Annotated in this window: 20 protein-coding genes and 2 pseudogenes; 14 read left to right on the plus strand and 8 right to left on the minus strand. The window is 68.8% G+C overall.

Going from position 1 to position 17719, the window contains the following annotated elements:
* A complete protein-coding gene (locus JHN45_RS19855; RefSeq protein WP_200712183.1) occupies positions 1 to 246 on the minus strand; it encodes a hypothetical protein in 246 nt (81 codons plus the stop codon).
* Positions 239 to 1102 (minus strand): mycothiol conjugate amidase Mca, encoded by an 864-nt coding sequence (gene mca / locus JHN45_RS19860; protein WP_200712202.1) that lies wholly within the window; start codon positions 1100 to 1102, stop codon positions 239 to 241. The genes JHN45_RS19855 and mca overlap by 8 nt, the downstream gene beginning before the upstream one ends.
* A gap of 170 nt (positions 1103 to 1272) precedes the next feature.
* Between mca and JHN45_RS19865 the strand changes: the two genes are divergently transcribed.
* Positions 1273 to 1671 (plus strand): DUF4307 domain-containing protein, encoded by a 399-nt coding sequence (locus JHN45_RS19865; RefSeq protein ID WP_200712182.1) that lies wholly within the window; start codon positions 1273 to 1275, stop codon positions 1669 to 1671.
* A 168-nt stretch (positions 1672 to 1839) separates the two neighbouring features.
* Positions 1840 to 2340 (plus strand): transcription elongation factor GreA, encoded by a 501-nt coding sequence (gene greA / locus JHN45_RS19870; RefSeq protein WP_200712181.1) that lies wholly within the window; start codon positions 1840 to 1842, stop codon positions 2338 to 2340.
* A gap of 85 nt (positions 2341 to 2425) precedes the next feature.
* Here the strand turns inward: greA and JHN45_RS19875 are convergent, their stop codons facing one another.
* The 3 genes from JHN45_RS19875 to ilvA form a co-directional block, all read right to left on the minus strand.
* The gene (locus JHN45_RS19875; RefSeq protein WP_200712180.1) at positions 2426 to 3283 is read right to left on the minus strand and encodes an ABC transporter permease; all 858 of its coding nucleotides are present in this window, start codon (positions 3281 to 3283) and stop codon (positions 2426 to 2428) included.
* Entirely contained in the window at positions 3280 to 4296 is a 1017-nt protein-coding gene (locus tag JHN45_RS19880; RefSeq protein ID WP_201049882.1) for an ATP-binding cassette domain-containing protein, read from the minus strand. Before JHN45_RS19880 ends, JHN45_RS19875 begins: the two co-directional genes overlap by 4 nt.
* 187 nt (positions 4297 to 4483) lie before the next feature.
* Positions 4484 to 5713: a threonine ammonia-lyase gene (gene ilvA, locus JHN45_RS19885; protein WP_201049883.1), complete on the minus strand. Its 1230-nt coding sequence runs from the start codon at positions 5711 to 5713 to the stop codon at positions 4484 to 4486.
* A 163-nt stretch (positions 5714 to 5876) separates the two neighbouring features.
* On the opposite strand from ilvA, the gene JHN45_RS19890 reads away from it, so the two are divergent.
* The 3 genes from JHN45_RS19890 to JHN45_RS19900 all read left to right on the plus strand — a co-directional run bounded on the left by JHN45_RS19890 (position 5877) and on the right by JHN45_RS19900 (position 7272).
* Positions 5877 to 6374: a MarR family winged helix-turn-helix transcriptional regulator gene (locus tag JHN45_RS19890; protein ID WP_201049884.1), complete on the plus strand. Its 498-nt coding sequence runs from the start codon at positions 5877 to 5879 to the stop codon at positions 6372 to 6374.
* A 120-nt stretch (positions 6375 to 6494) separates the two neighbouring features.
* Positions 6495 to 6998: a sigma factor-like helix-turn-helix DNA-binding protein gene (locus JHN45_RS19895; protein ID WP_201049885.1), complete on the plus strand. Its 504-nt coding sequence runs from the start codon at positions 6495 to 6497 to the stop codon at positions 6996 to 6998.
* Between the two features lie 25 nt (positions 6999 to 7023).
* Positions 7024 to 7272, plus strand: coding sequence for a hypothetical protein (locus JHN45_RS19900; RefSeq protein WP_200712175.1), 249 nt, complete (start codon positions 7024 to 7026; stop codon positions 7270 to 7272).
* Between the two features lie 9 nt (positions 7273 to 7281).
* On the opposite strand, the gene JHN45_RS19905 is transcribed toward JHN45_RS19900, so the two are convergent.
* Positions 7282 to 8436, minus strand: a complete 1155-nt coding sequence (locus JHN45_RS19905) for a cystathionine gamma-synthase (protein ID WP_200712174.1) — start codon at positions 8434 to 8436, stop codon at positions 7282 to 7284.
* A 174-nt stretch (positions 8437 to 8610) separates the two neighbouring features.
* On the opposite strand from JHN45_RS19905, the gene JHN45_RS19910 reads away from it, so the two are divergent.
* The 4 genes and pseudogenes from JHN45_RS19910 to JHN45_RS19925 all read left to right on the plus strand — a co-directional run.
* Positions 8611 to 9729, plus strand: a complete 1119-nt coding sequence (locus JHN45_RS19910) for a hypothetical protein (protein WP_201049886.1) — start codon at positions 8611 to 8613, stop codon at positions 9727 to 9729.
* Positions 9730 to 9807: 78 nt separating this feature from the next.
* Entirely contained in the window at positions 9808 to 10476 is a 669-nt protein-coding gene (gene msrA / locus JHN45_RS19915) for a peptide-methionine (S)-S-oxide reductase MsrA (RefSeq protein ID WP_201049887.1), read from the plus strand.
* Positions 10469 to 10918, plus strand: a complete 450-nt coding sequence (locus JHN45_RS19920; RefSeq protein ID WP_201049888.1) for a DUF4304 domain-containing protein — start codon at positions 10469 to 10471, stop codon at positions 10916 to 10918. The genes msrA and JHN45_RS19920 overlap by 8 nt, the downstream gene beginning before the upstream one ends.
* Positions 10919 to 10973: 55 nt before the next feature.
* Positions 10974 to 11084 (plus strand): annotated as a pseudogene (locus tag JHN45_RS19925) (transposase family protein); the annotation flags it as partial.
* 158 nt (positions 11085 to 11242) lie between these two features.
* Here JHN45_RS19925 and JHN45_RS19930 read toward each other — a convergent pair.
* The gene (locus tag JHN45_RS19930; protein ID WP_307783139.1) at positions 11243 to 11740 is read right to left on the minus strand and encodes a DUF6234 family protein; all 498 of its coding nucleotides are present in this window, start codon (positions 11738 to 11740) and stop codon (positions 11243 to 11245) included.
* Between the two features lie 27 nt (positions 11741 to 11767).
* Here JHN45_RS19930 and JHN45_RS19935 point away from each other — a divergent pair, with 27 nt between their 5' ends.
* The 3 genes and pseudogenes from JHN45_RS19935 to JHN45_RS19945 all read left to right on the plus strand — a co-directional run.
* Positions 11768 to 12301, plus strand: a complete 534-nt coding sequence (locus tag JHN45_RS19935) for a hypothetical protein (RefSeq protein WP_201049890.1) — start codon at positions 11768 to 11770, stop codon at positions 12299 to 12301.
* A gap of 167 nt (positions 12302 to 12468) precedes the next feature.
* The gene (locus tag JHN45_RS19940) at positions 12469 to 13749 is read left to right on the plus strand and encodes a hypothetical protein (protein ID WP_201049891.1); all 1281 of its coding nucleotides are present in this window, start codon (positions 12469 to 12471) and stop codon (positions 13747 to 13749) included.
* Between the two features lie 12 nt (positions 13750 to 13761).
* A pseudogene (locus JHN45_RS19945) lies at positions 13762 to 14138 on the plus strand (DUF4291 family protein); the annotation flags it as partial.
* Positions 14139 to 14147: 9 nt separating this feature from the next.
* On the opposite strand, the gene JHN45_RS19950 reads toward JHN45_RS19945, so the two are convergent.
* A complete protein-coding gene (locus JHN45_RS19950) occupies positions 14148 to 16610 on the minus strand; it encodes a PA14 domain-containing protein (RefSeq protein WP_307783140.1) in 2463 nt (820 codons plus the stop codon).
* Positions 16611 to 16804: 194 nt separating this feature from the next.
* On the opposite strand from JHN45_RS19950, the gene JHN45_RS19955 reads away from it, so the two are divergent.
* Both JHN45_RS19955 and JHN45_RS19960 read left to right on the plus strand, forming a co-directional pair.
* A complete protein-coding gene (locus tag JHN45_RS19955) occupies positions 16805 to 17347 on the plus strand; it encodes a DUF6232 family protein (protein ID WP_234468408.1) in 543 nt (180 codons plus the stop codon).
* Positions 17344 to 17682, plus strand: a complete 339-nt coding sequence (locus JHN45_RS19960) for a hypothetical protein (protein WP_200712159.1) — start codon at positions 17344 to 17346, stop codon at positions 17680 to 17682. Before JHN45_RS19955 ends, JHN45_RS19960 begins: the two co-directional genes overlap by 4 nt.
* Positions 17683 to 17719: the final 37 nt, after the last annotated feature.

Raw genomic sequence — 17719 nt, forward strand, 5'->3', positions numbered from 1 at the left:
TCAGCCCTGCTTGGCCTTGGGCTCGGCCGGGACGGCCTCGGACTCCGCCTTCGGGTCCGGGGCCTCCTTGAAGTCGACCTTGTTCATCTGCTTGCTCATGGACTTCATCAGTCCCCATACGGCCAGGGCCATCACCGCGAAGACGATGAAACCGAGGACGCCGGGGGTGACCTTGTTCTCGTCGACCTCGGCGAGGGGGACCAGGTGCGTCATTGCCAGGGCTGCGCTTGAGCTCATATCAGGCATTGTCGCGGATGCCCGCAAAGAGGTCGTCCTCGGGGAGGGAGGTATCGACCAGAGACTTCGCGAGCTCGTACTCCTCGGTCGGCCAGACCTCCTTCTGGATCTCCATCGGGACCCGGAACCAGCCGCCGTCGGGGTCGATCTGCGTGGCGTGCGCGAGCAGCGCCTTGTCGCGGATCTCGAAGAACTCGGCGCACGGGATGTGCGTGGTGAGCGTGCGGTCCCGCATCTGGCCGGACTCGTCCCAGCGCTTGAGCCAGTCCCCGTACGGCGACTCCAGGCCCCGGTCGAGCAGCGCCTTGTGCAGTGCCTCGGTGCGCTGCCGGTTGAAGCCCTGGTTGTAGTACAGCTTCCGCGGCTGGTACGCCGGGCCGTACTCCGACTCCGGGTACTTCTCGGTGTCCGCCGCGCCCTCGAACGCCACCATCGAGATCTTGTGGGTCATGATGTGGTCGGGGTGCGGGTAGCCGCCGTTCTCGTCGTAGGTGGTGATCACCTGCGGACGGAAGGTGCGGATCTGCTTCACCAGCTCGCCGGCCGCCTTGTCGACGTCCTCCAGCGCGAAGCAGCCCTCGGGCAGCGGGGGCAGCGGGTCGCCCTCGGGCAGCCCCGAGTCGACGAAGCCGAGCCACTCCTGCTTGATGCCGAGGATGTCGCGGGCCTCGTCCATCTCCTTCTTGCGTACCTCGTGGATGTGCTCCTCGATGTACTTGTCGCCCTGGAGCTTCGGATTGAGGATGGAGCCGCGCTCCCCGCCCGTGCAGGTCACGACCAGCACGTCCACCCCCTCGGACACGTACTTCGCCATGGTGGCCGCGCCCTTGCTCGACTCGTCGTCGGGGTGCGCGTGGACGGCCATCAGTCGCAGCTGGTCAGTCAAGACTCAATCCTCAGTAAGTCGGCGCCCCGGTGTCCTGGGGTGCAATCGGCGCTTCTATAGTGACCGAATCCGGGGGCGAATAATTCCGGGGGCTGGTTTCGGGGCCCTTGAACCATCGAGCCCTTGAGCCCCTTGCCGGGAGGACGATCATGAGTACGGCGAGTACGCGACTGCCCGAGGGCCGCTACGGCAACTCGTCGGACGAGCGTGCCGACCACAAGCTCAAGATCGCCGGTGCCGTCCTCGCGGCGGCCCTGCTCGTCCTCGTCGGGTACTTCGCCTACCACTATGTCGTCGAGGCCAAGATCAGCGCCGAAGTGATCACCTTCCAGGCCTCGGGCAACGAGGTCAAGGTGCATCTGGAGGTCCACAAGGACTCGGGCACCAGCGGCTACTGCACCCTGCGCTCGCAGGCCGCCGACCAGTCCGAGGTGGGCCGGGCCGACTTCCACTTCGGCGGCTCCGCGACCCGCATCGACAAGGTCGTCACCCTGCGCACGACGGCCCGGGGCACCACGGCCGAGCTGCTGGGCTGCCACTCCGACTGACGTCACCCTCGTTGTGTAGGCGTTGACCTGCGTTGACGTATTTCTGACGGCTTATGTCCTCCCCTTGGCGCCGTTGAATTGTTAGGCTCGTGGTTTCGCCCTTCCATGAAGGAACATTCTTCTGGGTAGGGCGATGCTTTGTATTCCCAGTACCTACGAGGAGCACCTGTGACCCAGACCAGCGAAGACGTCACCTGGCTTACGCAGGAGGCGTACACCAAGCTCAAGGAAGAGCTGGCGTACCTGTCTGGTCCCGCGCGCGAGGAAGTCACCGCGAAGATCGCGGCTGCTCGCGAGGAGGGCGACCTGCGCGAGAACGGCGGGTACCACGCGGCCAAGGAGGAGCAGGGCAAGCAGGAGCTCCGCATCCGCCAGCTGGTCCAGCTCCTGGAGAAGGCCAAGGTCGGCGAGGCCCCGGCGTCGGCGGACGGCGCGGTCGCGCCCGGCATGGTCGTCACGATCGCGTTCGACGGCGACGAGGACGACACGATGACCTTCCTGCTCGCTTCGCGCGAGTACGCGAGCGCCGACATCGAGACCTACTCGCCGCAGTCCCCGCTGGGCTCCGGCGTGCTCGGCCACAAGGTCGGCCAGGAAGCGCGGTACGAGCTGCCCAACGGCAAGAAGGCCTCGGTGACGATCCTCAAGGCCGAGCCGTACAACGGCTGACCGACCTGCGGGACTCCGAGGTTTCGCCTTCGACGAGCCCCCGGCTGCCTTGCGGCGCCGGGGGTTTCGTCGTCCCGGTCTCTCCTCAGGCCGTCGCCGAACGGTACTTCCGCACCGCCAGCGTCCGGAATATGAGGATGATCAGGAGCGAGTAGATCAGTGAGGCCCACACCGGGTGCACCATGGGCCAGGCGTCCGAGGGCGACTGTCCCGGGTTGGCGAAGAGCACCCGGCACGCCTGCACGGTGGCGCTGAACGGATTCCACTCGGCGATGTGGCGCAGCCACGGGGTCATGTTGCCGGTGTCCACGAACGCGTTCGAGATGAACGTCACCGGGAAGAGCCAGATCAGTCCGCCGGAGGTGGCCGCCTCGGGCGTGCGGACGGTGAGCCCGATCAGAGCGCCGATCCAGGTGAACGCGTACCCCAGCAGGAGCAGCAGGCCGAACGCGCCGAGGACCTTGCCGGCGTTGGTGCCCCCGTCCGAGCCGACCCGCCAGCCGACCAGCAGGGCGACTATCGCGAGGACCAGGAGGGTCAGGGCGGTCTGTACGAGGTCGGCGAGCGTCCGCCCGGTCAGCACCGCGCCGCGCGCCATGGGCAGCGAGCGGAAGCGGTCGATGAGGCCCTTGTGCATGTCGTCGGCGATGCCCGCGCCGGAGCTGGCGGTGGCGAACGTGACGGTCTGCGCGAAGATGCCCGCCATCAGGAAGTTCTTGTAGTCGGTGGCGCTGGTGCTGCCGCCGATCTGCATGGAACCGCCGAAGACGTAGGTGAACAGCACCACGAACATGATGGGCTGGATCAGCCCGAAGATCACCATCTCGGGAATCCGGCTCATGCGGATCAGATTCCGTTTGGCGACGACCAGGGAGTCGTGGACGGACTGGCCCAGCGCGCTGCTCGGTGCCGCGACCGGCACGGCGTCGGTGACGGCACTCACTTCGCGGCCTCCTTCTTGTGCTTGCGGTCCTTGGTGTCCGGGGTGGTGTCCGCGCCGTTGTCCTCGGTCTTCTCCTCGGCCAGGTGGCCGGTCAGAGAGAGGAACACGTCGTCGAGGGTGGGGCGGCGCAGGCCGATGTCGTCGATCTCGATACCGCGGATGTCGAGTTCGCGGATGACCTCGGCGAGGAGCTTCGCGCCGCCGGTGACGGGCACGGTGAGCTTGCGGGTGTGCTCCTCGACGGTGGTGTCGCCCTTGCCGAAGCCGCGCAACACCTCGGAGGCGACCTCGATGTGGTCGCGCTCGTGCACGACGACCTCGACGCGCTCGCCGCCGGTGCGGGCCTTGAGCTGGTCGGAGGTGCCGCGGGCGATGACCTTGCCGTGGTCGACGACCGCGATGTCGTGCGCGAGGTGGTCGGCCTCTTCCAGGTACTGCGTGGTCAGCAGCAGTGTCGTACCGCCGGAGACGAGCCGTTTGATGACCTCCCACAGCATCTGGCGGTTGCGCGGGTCGAGGCCGGTGGTCGGCTCGTCCATGAACATCACGGGCGGGGAGACGACCAGGGCCGCCGCGAGGTCGAGCCTGCGGCGCATGCCTCCGGAGTAGGTCTTGGCCGTACGGTCGGCGGCATCGGCGAGGTTGAACTGGTCGAGCAGTTCGTCGGCCCGGGCCTTCGCGGCCTTGGCCTTCATCTGGTAGAGCTGGCCGACCATCTGCAGGTTCTCCCTGCCGGTCAGGTACTCGTCGACCGCGGCGAACTGGCCGGAGAGGCCGATGGAGCGCCGCACCTCGTTGGGCTGCTTGAGCACGTCGAGGCCGGCCACGGTCAACTTGCCGCTGTCGGGGCGCAGCAGGGTGGTCAGACAGCGGACGGCGGTCGTCTTGCCCGCGCCGTTGGGCCCGAGCAGACCCAGCACGGTGCCCTCGGGGACATCGAGGTCGACGCCGTCCAGAGCTTTCACATCGCCGAAGGTTTTCACCAGGCCTTCGGCATAGATGGCGCCTGGCATATCAGTCTCCACGTCGTCGGGGATTCTTCGAAAAGCCTAGGTTTGTGCGGGATGCTCCGCCTCCGGTTTTTCACAGGAACGGCGAAGTGAGACACACCATAACGCGATGTATCGCGTCTCTCAACAGATTTTCTCGAACGAGTGACGGAACAGGTGACGAACGGGCCCTGACCTCGGTCGATGGACCTCAGTCGATGACCGTGTACCCCGCGTCGCGCAGGGCCTGGCCGACCTCGGCGCAGTGCACCGGCCCCTTCGTCTCCAGGTGCAGCTCGACCTCCACCTCGGTGAGCCCGAGCCGTGGGTCGGTCCGGACATGGCTCACGTCGAGCACGTTAGCGTCGACCACTGACAACACCCCGAGAAGCGTCGCGAGCGCCCCCGGCCGGTCCGTCAGCCGCAGCGTCACGGCCAGGTAGCGGCCCTGCGCGGACATGCCGTGGCGCAGGATGCGCTGGAGCAGCAGCGGGTCGACGTTCCCGCCGGACAGGAGCGCGACGACCGGTCCCTCGAAGCTCCGCGGATCGCTCAGCAGCGCCGCGACCGGGCTGGCACCGGCCGGCTCGACCACCAGCTTGGCCCGCTCAAGGCACAGCAGCAGCGCGGTGGACAGTTCGTTCTCGGTGACCGTGCGGACCTCGTCCACCAGATCGGCGACGATCCCGAACGGCACGTCGCCGGGCCTGCCGACCTTGATGCCGTCGGCCATCGTCGCCGGGTGCTGGATCGACACCGGGCGTCCGGCCGCCAGCGAGGGCGGAAACGCGGCGGCGCCCGCCGCCTGCACGCCCACGATCCGCACGTCGGGCCGCAGCGCCTTCACGGCGACCGCGACACCGGCCGCGAGTCCGCCGCCGCCGATCCCTACGACGATCGTGCGCACCTCGGGGCACTGGTCGAGGATCTCCAGGCCCACCGTGCCCTGGCCCGCGATGATGTCCGGGTGGTCGAAGGGGTGGATGAACACCGCGCCCGTCTCGTGGGCGTACTCCTGCGCGGCGGCCAGCGTCTCGTCGACCACGTGGCCGTGCAGGCGCACCTCGGCGCCGTACTCCTTGGTGGCGCTGATCTTCGGCAGGGGCGCGCCCTTGGGCATGAACACCGTGGAGCGCACGCCGAGGAGTGCGGAGGCGAGGGCGACGCCCTGGGCGTGGTTGCCGGCGCTCGCGGCGACGACCCCGGCGGCGCGCTCCTCCGGGAGCAGTCCGGCGATACGGACGTAAGCGCCGCGCAGTTTGAAGGAGCCCGTGCGCTGGAGGTTCTCGCACTTGAAGTGCACCGGTGAGCCGACGAGCTGGGTGAGGTGCCTGCTGCCTTCCATCGCGGTCACCCGCGCCACGCCCGCGAGCATCTTCTGGGCGCCGCGCACATCGTCGAGAGTGACGGGTCGCAAGGAGTCAGCCGTGCTGTAGCTCATGACTCAAGCATCGCAGTTCACAGGCGCCCGCCACGGTTGTGACCAAGCTCCGAGACTGGTTTGCGCAGCGCCGGTACGGGCCGCGTTCCATCCGCGTACCCTGTCCCCCAACCCAGCACCCCCTTCATGAAGCGAGCCCCCGGCCATGCCCACAACACCTGAAATGTCGATGGACATGACGACCGTCGGTGAACCCGGTCTCCTCGACACGCTGCAGCACGAGGTGGCGGTCTTCGCGCGCCGTGCCGAACAGACCCGGCTCGGCGGAGTCGGACAGGTGCGCAACTCCATGGACCGCGCCGCGTATCTGCTGCTCAACCGCCTGGACAAGGAAGGTCCGATGGGCGTCAAGGCGCTCGCCGCGAGCATGGGGATCGACTCCTCGACGGTCACCCGGCAGGTGGCCCCGCTCGTCGACACCGGGCTCGTCAAGCGCACCTCGCACCCCGAGGACGGCCGCGCGGTGGTGCTGCAGCTGTCCCCGCGCGGGCAGTCGCGGCTGGAGGAAGTCCGGTCGTCCAGGCGTCAGTTGATGGACGAGTTGACACACGACTGGGCGCCGGAGGAGCGCGAGGCGTTCTGCACGCTCCTCACACGCTTCAACAGCGCCCTCTCCGCGCGGATGGCGATGCCGGGCAACGAGCCGTCGTCCGCTTCCTGATCCCCCTGCGCGTCGGGCACGCGCGCGTGGTGCCCGACTCCCGCCCCTTCGTACCGAACTCTTGACCTCACGACGGCCCTGGCCTCAGATGAGATCGAGTCCATCAGGGGGGAGGGCGTGGTGCGCGAACGGCAGGTGTCCCAAGGCGCCCGCCGTGCCCGTGAGTTCGAGGCGTTCGTCGCGGGCGCGGCAGGGCGGCTTCTGCACGCCGCCACCCTGCTCACCGCGGAGGCCGCGGACGACAACCCTCGCGCGCAACGCCTGCTGGCGCTGTCGCTGGCCCACACGTACGCGTGCTGGGACCGGCTGCGCGGCGAGGACCCGTACGACCGTGCCCGGCAGTATCTGGCCAGCCGCTTCGCCCGCGCGGCCTGGCACCAGTACGGCGGCCTCGGCCGGGGCCGCGCGCACCCCGACAGCCCGTTGGGCGCTCTGGCGCCCCAGGAGCGGCTGATCGTGGTCCTCAGGTTGTACGAGGGGGTCGCCGAGGAACAGGCCGCCGCACTGCTCGGGCTGCCCACGGAACGGGTCCGGACGATCTGCGAGCGGGCGACGGCGCGGCTGCTGCATCCGCCGCGCTCCCCGGTGCCGAAGGTGGCGAAGGCCGAGGTGGCGCCGTCATGAGGTCGCGGAACGGAGGCACGCGCGCGTGAACAGGCCCGAGCGGGAGGCGGCCGTACGGCGGATCATGGATCGGACTCCGCCGCAGGTGCCGCCGGAGCTGTACGCGGACGTGGTGCGCCGCGGCGGCCGGATGCTGCGCCGCCGGACGGCCGCCCGGCGGATGATGTGGCTGCTGCTGTGCGCGGCGGTCGTGGCGTTCACCGTGTGGGCGCTGATGGTCCATCCCTGGGTGGAGCCGCCGTCGGAGACGACTCCACCGCTGACGGGCTGGTGAGAGCGGGTTCTAGCCGAGCGCCTGCTGCAGGTCCTCCAGGAGGTCCTGCACGTTCTCGATGCCCACGGAGAGGCGTACGAGGTCGCCGGGGACCTCCAGGGCCGAACCGGCGACGGACGCGTGCGTCATGCGGCCCGGGTGCTCGATCAGGGACTCGACGCCGCCCAGGGACTCGCCGAGCGTGAACACCTTGGCGCGGTTGCAGACCTCGACGGCCGCCTCCTCGCCGCCCTCCACCTGGAAGGAGACCATGCCGCCGAAGGACCGCATCTGCTTGGCGGCGACCTCGTGGCCGGGGTGCTCCGGGAGGCCCGGGTAGAGAACACGCGTCACGCGCGCGTGCCGGGTGAGCATGTCGGCGACCTTGGTGGCGTTCTCGCTGTGCCGGTCCATGCGGACCGACAGCGTCTTGGCGCCGCGCAGCACCAGCCAGGAGTCGAAGGGCCCGGCGACCGCGCCCATCGCGTTCTGGTGGTACGCCAGTTCCTCGCCGAGCGCCTCGTCGGCCGCGATCAGCGCACCGCCGACCACGTCCGAGTGGCCGCCCATGTACTTGGTCAGGGAGTGCACGACGACGTCCGCGCCGAGGGCCAGCGGCTGCTGGAGGTAGGGCGTGGCGAAGGTGTTGTCGACGACGAGGCGCGCGCCCGCGTCCCGGGCGATCTGCGCGACGACCGCGATGTCGGTGATGCCGAGCAGCGGGTTGGAGGGGGTCTCCACCCAGACGACCTTGGTCTTCGGGGTGATGGCGGCCCGTACCGACGCCGGGTCGCTGGTGTCGGCGACCGACCACTCGACGCCCCACCGGGAGACGACCTTCGCGAACAGCCGGAACGTGCCGCCGTACGCGTCGTTCGGGATGACGACGTGGTCGCCGGGGCTGAGCAGCGTACGCAACAGGCAGTCCTCGGCCGCCAGTCCGGACGCGAACGCGAGACCTCGGCGACCGCCCTCCAGGGCGGCGAGGTTCTCTTCCAGGGCGGTCCTGGTGGGGTTGGCGCTACGGCTGTACTCGTAGCCGCCGCGCAGACCGCCGACGCCGTCCTGCTTGTAGGTCGAGACCTGGTAGATCGGCGGGACGACCGCGCCGGTGAGGGGATCGGCGGTGTTGCCCGCGTGGATCGCGAGGGTCTCGAAGTGCTGACTGATGTGCCTGTCGCTCATGGGGCCGAGCGTAATGCGCTCGCGGGGTGTACGACGATCCGGAGGTTTTCCACAGGGCGACGGGGCGGAGCGGTGGTGGTTTTCCACAGGGCGGTCAGCAGGGTTGGCGGTCGTTTTCCACAGGGCGGCGGACCGGGTTGGCCAATTGTCGGACGCGTCTGGTTCGCTTGAGGCATGGAGATTCTCTGGGTCCTGATGGCGCTGCTCATGATGGGCTTCGTGCTGATCCCGTTCCTGCGGCGCAGGCGCGGGATGATCGAGCAGGTCTCGCCGGGCCATCCGGACGCCGCGGACCCGGCGACCTACGGCTTCGTGCGCGAGGAGGAGCTGGACATCCGTATGCCCGGCCCCGACCAGGACCTGCTGGACGTCCTCGACCTGGTGCAGCGCACGCAGGACTACCGCGCGGCGATGCAGTTGCTGGCCGGCACCGAGATCACGGGCGAGCTGCGCTGGCAGCGGGTGCAGGCCTTCGCGGGCGCCGCCTCGCTGGAGCTGCAGCAGCGGCCCGGCGGGGTCAGTGAGACGCCCGGCGGGCAGTGGCTGCGGGTGTGGCGGGCCGAGCATCCGAAGGACGCGGGCGGCGCGGCCGTACACGCGGAGTTCCTGGTGCAGCAGGCATGGCGTACGTCGACGCGGGGGACGGACGAGTTCCGGATCATCATGGAGGAGGCGCGGGACGCCTGCGGGCAGGCGGCGCTGCTCTCCCCCGGTGACCCGGTCCCGTACATCGTCGAGTTGTCGGTGGCTCGTGGACTGGCGTATCCGCAGCCGGAGTTCGAGCAGCTGTGGCTGAAGATCCTGGACCGTGCGCCGGCCCACATGGGGGCGCATCTGGCGGCCCTGCACTACTGGTGCGAGAAGTGGCACGGCTCCCGCGAGCTGGCGAACTCGTTCGCGGAGTCGGCCGCCGCGCGGGCCCCGCAGGGTTCCCTCCTCGCCGCGATGCCGCTCTTCGCGGTCTTCGAGCACCTCCCCGAGGTGAACCTGGTCAGCAGCTTCTACCAGAGCGAGGTCGTGGAGAAGGCGATCCACGGCGCGCTGTTCGCCGTGCACGCGGCCCGCCCCGACGACCCGATGCTGGCGCACGTCCGCCATCTGCTGGTCTTCTTCCTGGTCCGCGCGGAGCGCTGGTCCGAGGCGATGAACCAGCTCATACACATCGACGGCCATGTCGGGGCCCTCCCCTGGACGCTGTCGCCCGATCCGGCGGCGGAGTTCGCGGTGTACCGGGCGCTGGCGGTGGCGGGTTACGAGGCGAACGGCGGGAGTCCGGCGAGCCTGCCGCACTGACTGAGCCGGAATTCTCGAAGGCCCTCGCTCGTTGACGCTCCGGACTCGGAATCACACCGAGGCCCGTTGGGAGAGCGCATGTTCCTGCACAGCCGTACGCCCCAACTACCAACCCCCGAGCAGGCTCTGCAGGGCCGGCCGGAGCCGATGTTCGCGGTCCCCGACCGCCACACCGTCCTCGGCACCCCACTGCTCGGCCCCTACCCCGAGCACCTGGAGATCGCCGACTTCGGGCTGGGCTGCTTCTGGGGTGCCGAGCGCAAGTTCTGGCAGCTCCCGGTGGGTGTGTGGACGACGTTGGTCGGCTATCAGGGCGGCTACACGGAGAACCCGCACTACGAGGAGGTCTGCTCGGGCCTGACCGGCCACACGGAGGCGGTCCGGGTGGTCTACGACCCGGCGCTGATCTCCTACGAGAAGCTGCTGAAGACGTTCTGGGAGTCCCACAACCCGACGCAGGGTTTCCGCCAGGGCAACGACGTGGGCACCCAGTACCGCTCCGCGATCCACCCCCACACCCCCGCACAGTCGGCCGCGGCGGAAGCCTCCCGCACGGCCTACCAACAGGTCCTCACGCGCTCGGGCTTCGGGACGATCACCACGGAGATACTGCCGGCGGAGGGGCGGGTGTTCTATCCGGCCGAGGGATATCACCAGCAGTACTTGGCGAAGAATCCGGCGGGGTACTGCGGGCTCGGCGGGACCGGGGTCTCCTGCCCGGTCGGTGTGGCGCCGGTCGATGGCTGAGCGCTCGGCGGCCACGGCGCAGGAGGCGTTCACCACGTTGATGCGCGCACGGATCGCTCCCGGTCTGCGCGCGCTGGGCTTCAAGGGGTCGGGGCAGACGTACGAGCTGCCCCATCTCGAATCCTGGGCTCTCATCGGCTTCCAGAAGTCCGCGCACAACACCGCGGGGCGGGTCGAGTTCACGCTCAACGTGACCGTCGCCGACAAGCTCGGCTGGGCCCGGGCGCGCAGGGATCAGCCGCACCTGCCCGCCCGCCCCAGCCCGAACACGGTGTACGGCCCCGCTGCCTGGCACCGCCGCATAGGCCAACTCCTCCCCGCGAAGAGCGACACTTGGTGGACCATCTCGGCCACGACCGACCCAGGGCCGGTTGCCCGTGGCGTCATCACCGCGGTGACGGAGTACGCGCTCCCAGCCATCCGGGAGCAACGGCGTTCATGACTGCCGAGACGTGGACGGCCTTTCCGCAAGCTCGTGGCGCTCGTGCGGCGGCGGGGTGGAGGCGTACTGGCGGACCGACCTGACGATGCGGCAGCTGGGGCTTCTGTTCGGGATCTCGAGGTCTGCAGCGGTCCGGGGCATCGGTCACATCGCTCGACTTCTTGCGACCGCCACGACCGCGACGACCGCGACGACCGCCCGTGCCTACCGGGAATCGGGCGTGGACCGTGTCGTGAAGTACGCGCCTGTCCTCGACGAGGACGGCTATCGCGGTACACCCGTCCTCCTCCAGCGGAGATCAGCCCGATCCGCGTGAGGAACAGCTCATCGCGGGGGCGAAGGTGCGTCGCAGGCCAGGCCTGAGAGGCAGGCATTGCGGTAGGAGGACTCGTAGATGCGTTCACCGGCGGCCTTCGCGCAGGTCAGGGCCGCGCAAATGGCGAGGGCCGCGACAAGTTGGGTGACGGCAACCACAGGTACCCGGCGGACTCCGGCTGCAACGGATGCGATCAGGGCGGCTGCCGCCACGAACATGGCCTTGTGCAGGTAGGGACCCGGCGGTGCGCCGTAGTCCTGCGCGTCGAAGGCCGACCAGTAGGACGAAATCCAGGACAACCAGATCAGGCCCAGTGCCAACAGCTCGACAACCGCCAGGCCCACGGATACGGCCACGGCCCGACCAGTACGTTCAGGATCTGTACTCACCCGGCGAGAGTCCATCCGGCGGGCACGCGGTGTCATGAGTATCCGTACCCAGGGCGCCCAAGAAGTCCTTTCCTTTGGTTCGATTGAGGCATGGCGCCTGATTGCTGATCCATCCATCTGGGGTGAACGGAGCGGGGGGAGGTCGTGGACGAGATGCTTGATGCGACTGGGGCGGCATTGTGCTGCGCGGCGGCGATCCGGCTGGGCGGGGCCATGCGCGTGTTGGCTGCGCGGGCCGAGGTGCCCGACCGCTACGACCTGGTCGTGGCGGGAGTGGACAACATCGTGGCCTCTCTCGAGGGCAAGGATCTCGATGAAAGCGTGCTGGGCAAGGCGTTCGGTGAGAACTGGGACCTGGACGTCAGGTACCCGGCCGAGCTGTCGGGCGGGGCCTTCTTCCGGAGGTGGACACAACTGGTGTTTGTGACCATCGTGTTGACCCGGCCGAAGCAGCAACAACTCGTCGCCGTGCAGGGGTTGGACTCGGCCTTGGAGGCGGCAACCGCTTGGCCGTCCGATGTCTCCGTCGACTCCTTCATACGGCTCGCCGACTATGAGCCGGCCTGCCAGCGGGACGCAGAGAAGCGGCTCCGTAAGGGGGGCCTGCCCGCTTTGTGGAAGCTGGCCGAGGAACAGTCCGGGCAGTACCGACGGGCGGCGGAGCTGCTCGTCGGATAGGACCGTGTCCTGCGGGGTGAGTCGGCGGCAGCGGATGAGGGCTGCAGTTGGGCTGCCGAGTGTTGATGCCGTCCTCATCATGACAGCTCGGAGGCCGTTTTCGTAGGACCGATCGCACAGCTCAGCAGCCTTGTCCGGCCTCTGCCCCGGCTCTCAGAATCGCCGTCATGGATCACGCGGACAAGGTCGATCAGGACGCACTACTGCGGGCGCGGACGATGTTGCTCGGATCGGGACGACTGAGCCTCGGCCAACAGGTCGAGGCGTACCGAGTGCTTTCGGTGGTCAGTCCCCTGACCTATCTGCCGAAGCTGGCACAGGCACTGCTCTCGTACGGATACGAGCCGGAGGTCCGGGACCTACCAGAGGTCCGGTTGGCTCGCCATGCCGAGGCGGCTGCCACGGCACGGCGCGTCGACGCCGACGACCCGAAGAGGACCGAACTGCTGGTACGTGCCCTGTCCGCGTACCGGTACGAGCTGTACGCCGTCGGACGACGGGCAGAAGGCTTCGCTGTGTGCGAGGAGATGGCCGAGGCCGGGCGGTGGGGTTTCGCCCTTGGGCAGGTGAACAGTTCCGTGTACGGGCACGGGCCGCTGGCCGCCGTACTGGCCGAGGACGGGCGTCATCAGGAGGCCGCGGAGTTGGGCGGGAAGTTGGTCCGAGCCGCTCGCTCGGAGGGCCCGGCGAAGGTCTCTTTCTGGGTCGCGGTCGCATGGGCGGCCGAACTGGATGCCGTCGGACGTCACGACGCGGCCCTGGAGGCGTTCGCGGAGATCGTTGACGCCGGCCGTACCGAAGCCGATGACGAGGGAAGCTCCCCGCTGGCCATTCCGGTATGGCAGTTGGTCCACCAGGCCGGGATGCTGGACGCCGCCGGGCGCCACGTCGAGGCCCGTGGGGCCCGACAGGACGCCCTGGCCTTCCTCTCCGAGCTGGACAGGACCGGGGAACGCGGAAGCTGGGGCAACATCCTGTCGTGGTGGACCACTCTGTATGCCCTGTCGGGTCGGTCGGCGGAGCCCGTGGGCCGTCCGAGTGCCCCGGCGCCTCCGTTCGGCCGGCCGTTCCTCGACTGGTCACCCGACATCAAGCAGACGTACTTCGACGGCCTGCCCGTCCTCGAAGAACAGGTCGCCGATCTGAGAAAGGCGGCCAGGAGCGACCCCCGCGAACACCTTCCGGCACTGGTGGCCCAGCACCGAAGACTTGCCATCCGTTCGGCCCTGTACTGGAAGAAGCGCAGCGACCGCATCCTGAAGCCGCTCCGCCCGATCTTCAACGAAGGGGTGGCGCTCGCACGCCGGTTGGCCGACGTGGTGGGCGCGGATCAGAGCCGGGAGGCACTGGGACGGGCCCTGACCGACCGTTCCATGTTCCTTGTCGCCGCCAAACAGTACGGCGAGGCATACGACGACTACCTTGAGGTCCTCGACTTGCCGGGCTGACGAGTCAGGTGACCAGAGGTCTGTGAACGCGACTTGGCATGGATCAAGCCGTCGTTCCTCTGGATGATGTACCGCTGCGGCTGGGGTGCGAAGGAAGGGCAGGAGACCGTCCTGGCCGTCGAGATCGGCCGGGACGGCTTCGAGTGGGCGCCGCGTAACGCGTGTCTGTCGAGTTACGTCCGCGGGGTGCACCCCGACCGAGCCGCCTGACAACGGCAGTTGAAGCGTGCGCCCACCCGCGTTCAGTGGGACCCGAGCATTACGCGGACGAGTGGACGGTCGCCAGCCGTGACGTGACCCCGCTCGTCCACGAGGTCCACGCGCTCGTCAGCCGTGGGGAGTTGGACTCCGCCGCGCGGCTGTTGCCCCAGGAACTCCCCTATCCGGCAGTCGGCGTCTCACAGGCTGACGCCGTAGGCCCCAGCGGCGTAGGTCACCGCGGCGGCGGTGCCGTCGGCGAGGACTCCGGTGATCCGGAAGTACGTCGTGTCGCCGCGGACCAACGGCACGTAGGCCTTGTAAAGGGGGCCTGCGGAGCTCGCGACCGTCTTGACTCGTTCGTAGGTGTGGGTGGACGGGTTCCACTTGTCCAGGTGGTATTCGGTGATGCCGCCGCAGAGGGTCTCGTCGTCGCAGGTCCACTGGACGTATCCGAGGTCGCCCACCTTGGCGGGGTTGACGACGGTCAGCGGGCCGGTGTTCGCGCCGCGGGCGTCGTCGGGCCTGTTGTCGGGTTCGGTGACGGTGACCGTCGGGGCGTCGGCCCAGGCGATGTGGTTGTCCCATCGGTCGAGCGCCGCGACGAAGTAGGTCACCGTTTCGCCGTCCGGGGGACCTTCGCACAGCAGCGCGTTCGGTACGTCCCGGTCCGGAAACGTCGTTCCGGCGTCGACGCACCCGGTGGAGTCGTAGTGGATGGTGCCGTCGGACCGCCGGACGACGCGGGCGGCGACGTAGCGCAGGCCGCTCTCGGCGGGGGCGTCCCAGCTCAGCACGGTGCCGTCCGCGCGTGGAGTCGCGGTGAGGCCGGTGAGCGCGGGCGGGGGAACGCTGTCGGGGCTCACCGTGACCGGCTCCGACATCGGGGACACGTTGCCGGCGGCGTCGGTGACCACGGCGGCGTAGGTGTAGGTGGTGCCGTCGAACGCGGGCAGTGCGTCCGTGTAGCTGTCGAGCGACGGCGAGGCCGCCGTCACCGTGGCGAGGAGTCCGGGGTCGTCGCCGAGGGTGTCGCCGGTGGAGCGGTAGAGCTTGAGGGTGCCGCCGGTGCGCAGTTCGTTCGGGGTGCGGTCGTTGGGCAGGTACCAGCTGATGTCGAGGGAGCTCGCCGTCCCCGTCTTGTGGGACACGACGAGGGCGGGTGCCGCCGGAATGACGGTGTCGGGCGGGGTGACCGTCAGGACGGGGGACCGCTCGGACACGTTGCCCAGACGGTCGGTGGCCTCGACGGCGTACTGACGGGGCCTGCCGTCGGTTGTCACGTCGGGGTCGGTCCAGGTGGTCCTGTCGGTCGGCCCCATGGAGATCCAGCCGCCGTCGGCGATCTGCCGGTAGACCCGGTAGGGATAGGCGGCGAGGTCCATCTCCTTGTTGGGCGCCCAGGTGACGGTGGCGGTTCCGGCGGCCTGGTCGTACGCCACCTTCGCCCCGGTCGGCGCGAGCGGGGCGACGTTGTCCGGGCCGGGTGCGCCGGGTGTGTAGGCGAACTTGACGGCGGCGGAGCCGGTCCAGTTGACGTAGTCGACGCGGAGGGTGTGCGTGCCCTTGGGGACGGTCAGGGCGACCGTCTTGGAGACGGTGGCGGTGCCGTTCTTCCAGAGGTCGATCTTGCGGGTGCCGTCGAGATAGACGCGGATGCCGTCCTGGCCGGAGGCGGTGAACGTGAAGGGGCCGCCGGAGCCGAAGTCGCGGGTGATCTGCCAGCGGACGCCGAAGTTGTCCTTGGCGACGCCCGCGACCCCCGGCGAGTTCGTGCCCCAGTTCTCGCTGATCGCGGAGTCGGTGTCGGTGCGCTTGGGGGTGCCGGTGAAAGCGGTGCCGGCGAAGTACTGGCGCAGGAAGGTCGGGTTGCCGGTGACCGAGACGTCGGCCGTTCCCTCCGAGGTGTTGCCCGATGTGTCGATCGCGCGGACCTCGTAGAGGTCGGTGGTCGTGCCGGCGGTGGTGTCGGTGAAGGTCGTGCCGGTGACCGTGGCGACAGGGCTGCCGAAGGTGGCCCGGTCGGGGGTTCGGCGGTAGACGCGGTAACCGGCCACGTCCATCTCCTTGTTCGCCGACCAGCGCAGGAAGTTCCGTCCGGTGCCGGCGTCGCGCGCGATCGACGGCCCGGTCGGCGCGAGAGGGGCGACACGGTCCACGCCGGCTCCGGTGCGCGGGGTGTAGCCGAACTTGACGGCGGCGGCACCGTTCCAGTTGACGTAGTCGACGCGGAGGGTGTGGGTGCCCTTGGGGACGGTCAGGTTGACGGTCTTGGAGACCGTGCCGGTGCCGTTCTTCCACAGGTCGATCTCGCGGGTGCCGTCGAGATAGACGCGGATGCCGTCCTGCCCGGACGCGGTGAACGCGAAAGGCCCGCCGGAACCGAAGTCCCGGGTCACGGTCCAGCGAACGCCGAAGTTGTCCTTGGCGACGCCCGCGACCCCCGGCGAGTTCGCGCCCCAGTTCTCGCTCACCGCCGTGTCGCAGTCCGTGCGCTTCGGCGCACCCGAGAAACCGGTGTTCGCGAAGAACTGCCGGGTGTACGTGTTCGTCGTGCAGTCCGCCGCCGACGCCGGCGAGATGACCACCGCGGCAAGACCGCCCGTCAGCACGGTCACCACCGCGGTCGCGGCGGCGAGACGGGATCTTCCGACACTGCTCACTGAGTCCCCTTTTGGACGCATGGCTGCCCCGAAGGCAGTCCTACCGGATAGGGGATTCATGAGAACGGCCAGTGGTTGTACGGCCGAACGGTTTCAACCGTCATTCAAGAGAACGTAATTTGACCGATTAGGATGAAAAGACGCCAAAGCCCACCACCGAGATGCCGATCACCTTACGGTCCCGATATCTCGGCATGTTTCTGCCGATAAACGACGGAGGAGGCACGGTGGCTCACTCAGCGGTTCAAGTCCGGGTGAACGAGGGCGTTTTATGGGTGGCGGGTGAGGCCTACCCCTTGCGCAACATCTCCCACGTGGGACAACGCAAGCTGGCAGTCGACAAGAAGGCGGCCTGGAAGCAGTTCATCGTGCGGACGGTCATCTGCCTGTTCTTCGGCAGTTTCCTGGCGGCCGGCGCAGGAACCGTCGGTGTGCTGATCCTGTTCGCCGTGGAGGCCCTGCTGATCTGGCGGCTCGTCACCACACTCGGCAAACCGGACCTGTTCGGCCTGGTCCTCAACACCTCGGGCACCCAGCGCGACGCCGTGTGGTCCACGGACAGCGGCGAGATCCACTATCTCGTGGGCGAGATCACCAAGGCGATCGGCCACCCGGACATCGCCCAGGTGATCTACAACGTGCAGCACGCCGTGCAGGGGGACCTCATCAACCAGTACGGGGCCGGGAGCATCGGCAAGGCCACCCACAGCGGCTCCGGCAACATCACGGCCTCATGAGCGGCGACAGCTTCCACCAGTACGGAGCCGGGAGCATCGGCAAAGCCACCCACAGCGGCTCCGGTGACATCGTGACCGGCGGCAAGCACGGGCCGGGACAGGAGGCGGACCCCTCGGCAATCTCCGGTCTGCTCAAGGAGATCGAGGAGTTGCGGCGGCACCTGGATGCGAGCGACCGGGCGGAGGTCGACGCGACGGTCGAGGAGATCCGTTCGAATCCTTCCGAGGAACGATTCGGCAGGCTGCTGCGCAGGATCGCCGGCATCGCCGCCGTCATCGGGGAGGCGGGGGTCCCGGTGATCGCCACCGTCAAGGCGCTGCTCGGCTCGTCGTAGCGCGAAGGGGCGGTCCCCCGGTGGGCGAGGAGGACGG

Source organism: Streptomyces sp. MBT53 (assembly GCF_016654115.1).
In the GTDB taxonomy this organism is placed as follows: domain Bacteria; phylum Actinomycetota; class Actinomycetes; order Streptomycetales; family Streptomycetaceae; genus Streptomyces.